Origin of the sequence: Promicromonospora kroppenstedtii DSM 19349 (genome assembly GCF_000515355.1) — a bacterium.
Taxonomy (GTDB): domain Bacteria; phylum Actinomycetota; class Actinomycetes; order Actinomycetales; family Cellulomonadaceae; genus Promicromonospora; species Promicromonospora kroppenstedtii.
Genome location: NZ_KI911665.1, coordinates 11,470 through 18,849 on the forward strand (window position 1 = coordinate 11,470; position 7,380 = coordinate 18,849).

Below are 7,380 nucleotides of genomic sequence, written 5' to 3' on the forward strand. Positions count from 1 at the left end.
GCCCGCGAGCGCGCCCGAGCCGTAGGGCGACCTCGAGGCGCGCACGTCCCAGTCCAGGAACCGGTCGACGTCGCGCAGCAGCGGCCAGGCGTGCGCCAGCAGGTGGTGCGCCAGCAGCACGGGCTGGGCGTGCTGCAGGTGGGTGCGCCCCGGCATGGGCGCGCTGCCCGCGGCCTGCGCCTGCACGATGAGCTCGTCCACGAGGTCGAGCACCTGCGTACCGATCGTGCGGGCCTGGTCGCGCAGGTACAGCCGCACCAGCGTGGCGATCTGGTCGTTGCGGGACCGGCCGGCCCGCAGCTTGCCGCCCAGCTCGTCGCCGGCCCGCTCCAGCAGGCCGCGCTCCAGCGCGGTGTGCACGTCCTCGTCGTCGAGCACCGGGAGGAAGGCGCCCGAGACGACGTCCTGCTCCAGCACGTCGAGCGCGTCGATCATCCGCGCGAGCTCCGGCTCGGTGAGCAGACCGGCGGCCGCCAGGGCGCGGGCGTGCGCCCGCGACCCGGCGATGTCGTACTGCGCGAGCCGCCAGTCGAAGTGCGTCGACTGGGACAGCGCCGCGAGCTCCGGCGAGGGACCGCCGGCGAACCGGCCGCCCCAGAGGGCGACCTTCGGCCCGGTGTGCTCGCCGACGGTCCGCGGGGTCGCGTGGCCGACGTCCTTGCCGTCGTGCTCGCTCACAGCGCGCCGGCCGTCAGGCTCGCCGAGGTGCCGAGGTCCACGCCGTTGCCGAACTTCTCGTCGCGCGCGGCGGCGAGCTTGGCGGTGAGGCCGTAGATCTCGATGAAGCCGCGGGCCTGGGACTGGTCGAACGCGTCGCCCTCGTCGTAGGTGGCGAGGTTGAAGTCGTACAGCGACTGCTCCGAGCGGCGCCCGGTCACGGTGGCCCGGCCGCCGTGCAGCACCATGCGGATCTCGCCGGAGACGTACTTCTGGGTGTCGTCCACGAACACGTCGAGCGACTTCTTCAGCGGCGAGAACCACATGCCGTCGTAGACGAGCTCGCTCCAGCGCTGCTCGACCTGGCGCTTGAACCGGGCCTGCTCGCGCTCGATCGTGACGTTCTCGAGCTCCTGGTGCGCCGTGATCAGGGCGATGGCACCGGGGGCCTCGTAGATCTCGCGGGACTTGATGCCCACGAGGCGGTCCTCGACGATGTCGATACGGCCCACGCCCTGCGCGCCGGCGCGGCGGTTCATCTCCTGGATGGCCTGCAGCGGGGTGACGGGCACGCCGTCGATCGCGACCGGGATGCCCTGCTCGAAGGTCAGGTAGACCTCGTCGGCCACGGGCGGGAACGTGGGGTCGTCCGTGTAGGAGTAGACGTCCTTGGTGGGCTCGTTCCAGATGTCCTCGAGGAAGCCCGTCTCCACCGCGCGGCCCCACACGTTCTGGTCGATCGAGAACGGGTTCTTCTTGGTGGTCGCGATGGGCAGGTCGTGCTTCTCGGCGTAGTCGATGGCCTTCTCGCGGGTCAGCGCGAGGTCGCGCACCGGCGCGATCGACTTGAGGTCGGGCGCGAGCGAGGTGGTGGCCACCTCGAAGCGCACCTGGTCGTTGCCCTTGCCGGTGCAGCCGTGGGCCACGGTCGAGGCACCGAACTGGCGAGCCGCCCGCACCATGTGCTTGACGATGACGGGGCGCGAGATGGCGGAGACCAGCGGGTAGCGGTCGAGGTACATGCCGTTGGCCCGCAGGGCGGGCATGCAGTACTCGGCGGCGAACTCGTCGCGCGCGTCGGCGACGTACGCCTCGACGGCGCCGCAGTCCAGCGCGCGCTGGCGAATGACGTTCATGTCCTCGCCGCCCTGGCCGACGTCGACGGCCACGGCGACCACCTCGGCCCCGGTGGCCTCGGCGATCCAGCCGATGGCGACGGAGGTGTCCAGGCCGCCCGAGTAGGCGAGCACGACGCGTTCAGTCATGATTGACGATCTCTTTCCGGTGGTGGTGTCAGGTGCAATTCTTGTGCGTTCTCAGGCGCTGAGCGCGAGGAAGCGTTCGGCCAGCGCGGAACCGTCGGCGTCACGGGCGATCACCAGGATGGTGTCGTCCCCCGCGATGGTCCCCAGCATCCCGGGGAACACGGAGTGGTCGATGGCGGAGGCCAGCAGGTTCGCGGCCCCCGGCGGGGTACGCAGCACCACGAGGTTGCCCGAGGACTCCGCCGAGACCAGCAGCTCCTTGGCCAGCCTCGCGAGCCGCGCGGACAGGTACTCCTCGCTCGCGTCCGACTGCGCGCTGCGGTCGCCGCCCTCGCCGGGCACGGCGTACACGAGCGTGCCGTCCGAACCGCGCACCTTCTCGGCCTGCAGCTCGATCAGGTCGCGCGAGAGCGTGCCCTGGGTGACGCTCACGCCGTCCGCGGCCAGGGCGTCGGCGAGCTCGGCCTGGGAGTGGATGGCGTTGCGCGTCACGATCGCGGTGATCCGGGCGTGCCGGGCCGCCTTCGTCGTGGCGGTCGTCGCCGTCTGCCGGACGACCATCAGCCCTGCTCCAGCAGGAAGGCGAGCAGCGCCTTCTGCGCGTGCAGGCGGTTCTCGGCCTCGTCGAAGACCACGGACTGCGGCCCGTCGATCACCTCGGCGGTGATCTCCTTGCCGCGGTAGGCCGGCAGGCAGTGCAGCACGAGCGCGCCGGGGGCGGCGGCCGCGAGCAGCTCCGCGTTCAGCTGGTAGTCCCAGAACAGGTCCGCGCGCTGCTCGGCCTCGGCCTCGTCACCCATCGAGATCCAGGTGTCGGTGGCGACGACGTCCGCGCCGGCCACGGCCTCCTTGGCCGACGTCGTCAGCGTCACCGAACCGCCCGTGGACACGGCGATCTCACGCGCCCGGGCGACCACCTCGGCGTCGGGCAGGTAGCCCTCGGGGCCACCGATCCGTACGTGCATTCCCGCCGTGGCGCCACCCAGCACGTACGAGTTGCCCATGTTGTTCGCGGCGTCGCCCACGTAGGCGAACGTGGTGCCGGGCAGGGCGTCCAGCCCCCGGTGCTGCGCCACCGTGAGCAGGTCCGCGAGGATCTGGCACGGGTGGAACTGGTCGGTCAGCGCGTTGACCACCGGCACCCGCGAGACGGAGGCCATCTCGTCGATGCGCTCCTGGCCGAACGTACGCCACACGATGGCCGAGACCTGCCGGTCGAGCACGCGCGTGGTGTCCACGACGGACTCGCGCACGCCGATCTGGGCGAGCCGGCCGTCGACGACGAGGGGAAAGCCCCCGAGCTCGGCGATACCGGCCGCGAACGACACCTGGGTGCGCAGCGTGGGCTTGTCGGTGATGAACGCGACGGCGCGCGGGCCCTCCAGCGGGCGCTTCGCGTACCGGTCGGCACGCAGGGCGATGCCCAGCTCCAGGACGGTCTTCTGCTCGGCGGGCGTCAGGTCGTCGTCGCGCAGGAAGTGGCGGGTCATGCGAAATCCTCCGGGGGGGAAGCGAAGAAGCGGGCGGCCTCCATGGCCTGCTCCGTGGTCAGGATCAGCGGCGGGGCCAGCCGGATCGCGTCGGGTGCCACCGCGTTGACGATGAACCCGGCCTCCAGCGCGGCCGTGGCCACCTGTGGCGCCACCGGCTCGTTCAGCACGACGGCCAGCAGGAGACCGCGACCGCGGACCTCCTTGACGATCGGGCTGCCGCACATCTCGATCTCCTGGCGCAGCAGCGCCCCGACCTCGCGCACGTTGGCCAGCAGGCCGTCGCGCTCGATCACGCCGAGGGTGGCGAGCGCCGCGGCCGAGGCCACGGGGTTGCCGCCGAACGTGCTGCCGTGCTGGCCGCGGCCGAGCAGGTGCGCGGCCTCGCCGTAGGCGATCACGGCACCGACGGGGAAGCCGCCGCCGAGGCCCTTGGCGACCGTGACGACGTCGGGCACGATGCCGCCGCCGATCTCCGGCTGCTGGTAGGCGAACCACGAGCCGCACCGGCCCACGCCGGTCTGCACCTCGTCCAGCACGAGCAGCGCGCCGTGCGCCTTGGTCAGGCGGCGGGCGGCCGCGAGGTAGCCCGGTGGCAGGGGCCGTACGCCGGCCTCGCCCTGCACGGGCTCGACGACGAGGGCCGCGATCTCGCCGTGCTCGGCGACGGACTGCGGCGTGAACGCGGCCTCCAGGGCGGCGAGGTCCCCGAACGGCAGGTGCTCGACGCCGCCCGGGAGCGGCTCGAACGGCGTGCGGTAGGCGGCCTTCGCGGTCAGGGCGAGCGCGCCCATGGACCGGCCGTGGAAGCCGCCCTCCAGGGCGAGCACCCGCGTACGCGTGCCCACGCCGGACGACGCCGCCACGCGGCGCGTCATCTTGAACGCCGCCTCGACCGCCTCCGTGCCGGAGTTGGTGAGGAACACGCGCGACCCGTCGGGTGCCTCGGCGACGCGCAGGAGCGTCTCGGCGAGCGCGATCTGGGCGGGCGTGCCGAAGAAGTTCGAGACGTGGCCGAGCGTGCCGAGCTGGGCGCTGATCGCGGCCGTCAGCGTGGGGTGCGCGTGGCCCAGCGCGTTCACCGCGATGCCCGCGAGCAGGTCGAGGTAGCGCTTGCCGTCGGCGTCCCACACGTAGGCGCCCTCGCCCCGCACGAGCACGCGCTGCGGCGGGCCGAACGTGTCCATGACCGCGCCCGAGTACCGCTGGGTCCAGGCGGCGACCGAACCCTCGGCCGCGAGCGCCGAGCCCTCGTCGGCGGGGATCACCGTGCTCATTCGTTCGTTCCTTCCTGCGGTCCCGCGACCACCATGGTCCCGTTGCCGCGGGTGGTGAAGACCTCCAGCAGGGCGCTGTGCGGCTGCCGGCCGTCGATGACGGTCGCGGCGCCCACGCCGCCCTCGACGGCGCGCAGGCACGCCTCCATCTTGGGGACCATCCCGGACTCGAGGCTGGGCAGCAGCTCCGCCAGCTCCGGCGCGGTGATGCGCTCCACCAGCGAGCCCTTGTCGGGCCAGTTGGTGTACAGGCCCTCGACGTCCGTCAGGACGATGAGCTTCTTGGCGCCGAGCGCCACCGCGAGCGCCGAGGCGGCGGTGTCCGCGTTGACGTTGAGCACCTGGGTCGGGTCGTCCTTGTCGGGCGCGATCGTGGAGACCACGGGGATGCGGCCGGCCTCCAGCAGGTCCTCGACGGCGCGCGGGTCCACCTGGACGACGTCGCCGACGAGGCCGACGTCGACGGGAACACCCTCGACGATCGCGTGGCGGCGCTGGGCGCCGAGCAGGCCGCCGTCCTCCCCGGACAGGCCGACGGCGACGGGGCCGTGGGCGTTGATCAGGCCCACGAGCTCCCGGCTGACCTGGCCGGTCAGGACCATGCGCACGATCTCCATGGCCTCCGGCGTGGTGACGCGCAAGCCGCCCTTGAACTCCGACTCGATGCCGAGGCGGTCGAGCATGGCGTTGATCTGCGGTCCCCCGCCGTGCACGACGACGGGCCGCAGGCCCACCTGCCGCAGGAACACCATGTCCTGCGCGAAGGCGGCCTTGAGCTCGGCGTCGATCATGGCGTTGCCGCCGTACTTGACGACGACGAGCGCGCCGGAGAACTCCTGCAGCCAGGGCAGGGCCTCGATGAGCACCTCGGCCTTCTGGTCGGGCCGCAGCCCGTTCACGATGTCGCTGCTCATGAGCTGTAGGCGCTGTTCTCGTGCACGTAGTCGTGCGTGAGGTCGTTGGTCCACAGCGTGATCTCGGCGTCGCCGGCGTGCAGGTCGATCGTGAAGGTCACGTCGCGGGACGCGGCCATGTCGACCTTCTCCGGGTCCTCGTGCGCGCCGCCGGCCTTGCAGACCATGACGCCGTTGACGCTGACGTCGAGCTGCTCCGGGTCGAACGGCGCGACGTCCTCGGGCACGGTGCCGACCTGGGACAGGATGCGGCCCCAGTTGGGGTCGTTGCCGAACACGGCGGCCTTGACCAGGTTCGACCGGCTGACGGCGCGGGCGACGGCGAGGGCGGCGTCCTCGGTGGTGGCGTTCGTGACGGTGATCGCGATGTCGTGGGACGCGCCCTCGGCGTCGGCCACGAGCTGGCGGGCCAGGTCGGCGCAGATCGCGGTGACGGCCTCGGTGAGGGTTGCCGGTTCGGGCGTGACCCCGGAGGCGCCCGACGCCATGAGCACCACGGTGTCCGACGTGGACATGGCGCCGTCGGAGTCGACGCGGTCGAAGGTGACGCGTGTGGCCGCCCGCAGGGCGGCGTCGGCGTCCGCCGCCGGGACGACGGCGTCCGTGGTCACCACGCACAGCATCGTCGCCAGGGCGGGCGCGAGCATGCCGGCGCCCTTGGCCATGCCGCCCACCGTGAAGGTGCCGGACGGCGTCTCGACCGTGCGCACCGCCGTCTTGGCGACGGTGTCGGTGGTCATGATCGCGGTGGCGGCGGCCTGCCCGGCGACGTCGTCGGCCGCGAGCTCGCCGACCGCCACGGGGATTCCCGCGAGCAGCTTGTCCGCGGCCAGCCGCACGCCGATGAGGCCGGTCGAACCGACCAGCACGTCGATGGCGCCGATCCCGAGCTCGTCGGCGACCCTCTCCGCGGTGGCGTGGGCGTCCTGGAACCCGCCGGGTCCGGTGCACACGTTCGCGCCGCCCGAGTTGAACACCACCGCGCGGGCGACGCCGTCCTTCACCGCCTGTCGGGACCACAGCACCGGCGCGCCGACCACGCGGTTGCTCGTGAACACCGCGGCCGCGGTGAACTCAGGACCGTCGTTGACGACAAGAGCGAGGTCCGGGTTTCCGGAGGCCTTGAGGCCGGCGGTGACACCGGCAGCCCGGAATCCTTGTGCCGCGGTGACGCTCACGGTGCGACTCCTTCGGTGATGAGGCCGGCGGTCTCCCGCAGGCCGAGGGCGAGGTTCATGGACTGGACCGCGGCGCCCGCGGTCCCCTTGACCAGGTTGTCGATGGCCGTGACCGTGACCACCCGGCGGGCGGCGGCGTCCACGGCGACCTGGACCAGGGCGGTGTTGGCGCCGAGCGTCATCGCGGTGCTCGGCCACTGCCCCTCGGGCAGCAGGTGCACGAACGGCTCGTCGGCGTAGGCGGCCTCCCAGGCGGCGCGGACCTGCTCCGGGTCGGCGCCCTTGGCCAGCGGGGCCGTCGCGGTGGCGAGGATGCCGCGCGCCATGGGCACCAGGGTGGGCGTGAAGCTGATGGTCACCTCGGGCGCGCCGGCGGCCCGCAGGTTCTGCCGGATCTCCGGGATGTGCCGGTGCGTGCCGCCCACCGCGTACGGCTGGGCCGAGCCGAGGGCCTCGCTCGCCAGGAGGTGCGGCTTGAGCGCCTTGCCGGCGCCCGAGTAACCGTTGGCCAGCACCGCGACGATGTCGGTGGGCTCGACGACGCCCGCCGCGACCCCCGGCTGGAGGCCCAGGGTCACCGCGGTGACGTTGCAGCCGGG

General features: G+C 72.7%; 8 protein-coding genes. All 8 read right to left on the reverse strand.

Annotation, left to right across the window (positions count from 1 at the left end; all coding sequences use genetic code 11):
* Nucleotides 1-678, reverse strand: a 678-nt coding sequence (locus PROKR_RS12380) for a lyase family protein (RefSeq protein WP_036963636.1), incomplete at its 3' end; no start/stop codon positions are given.
* Nucleotides 675-1,922, reverse strand: a complete 1,248-nt coding sequence (locus PROKR_RS12385; protein ID WP_020016604.1) for an argininosuccinate synthase — start codon at nucleotides 1,920-1,922, stop codon at nucleotides 675-677. The genes PROKR_RS12380 and PROKR_RS12385, both read right to left, overlap by 4 nt.
* Nucleotides 1,923-1,973: 51 nt before the next feature.
* Entirely contained in the window at nucleotides 1,974-2,483 is a 510-nt protein-coding gene (locus tag PROKR_RS12390; RefSeq protein WP_036963638.1) for an arginine repressor, read from the reverse strand.
* Nucleotides 2,483-3,412, reverse strand: a complete 930-nt coding sequence (gene argF, locus PROKR_RS12395) for an ornithine carbamoyltransferase (protein WP_036963641.1) — start codon at nucleotides 3,410-3,412, stop codon at nucleotides 2,483-2,485. The genes PROKR_RS12390 and argF overlap by 1 nt, the downstream gene beginning before the upstream one ends.
* Nucleotides 3,409-4,689 carry an acetylornithine transaminase gene (locus PROKR_RS12400; protein WP_036963644.1) on the reverse strand — a complete coding sequence of 427 codons (1,281 nt, stop codon included), beginning with the start codon at nucleotides 4,687-4,689 and terminating at the stop codon, nucleotides 3,409-3,411. The genes argF and PROKR_RS12400 overlap by 4 nt, the downstream gene beginning before the upstream one ends.
* Entirely contained in the window at nucleotides 4,686-5,603 is a 918-nt protein-coding gene (gene argB, locus PROKR_RS12405; protein WP_036963646.1) for an acetylglutamate kinase, read from the reverse strand. Before argB ends, PROKR_RS12400 begins: the two co-directional genes overlap by 4 nt.
* Entirely contained in the window at nucleotides 5,600-6,781 is a 1,182-nt protein-coding gene (gene argJ, locus PROKR_RS12410; protein WP_036963648.1) for a bifunctional glutamate N-acetyltransferase/amino-acid acetyltransferase ArgJ, read from the reverse strand. Before argJ ends, argB begins: the two co-directional genes overlap by 4 nt.
* Nucleotides 6,778-7,380, reverse strand: a 603-nt coding sequence (locus tag PROKR_RS12415) for an Asd/ArgC dimerization domain-containing protein (protein WP_036963650.1), incomplete at its 5' end; no start/stop codon positions are given. The genes argJ and PROKR_RS12415, both read right to left, overlap by 4 nt.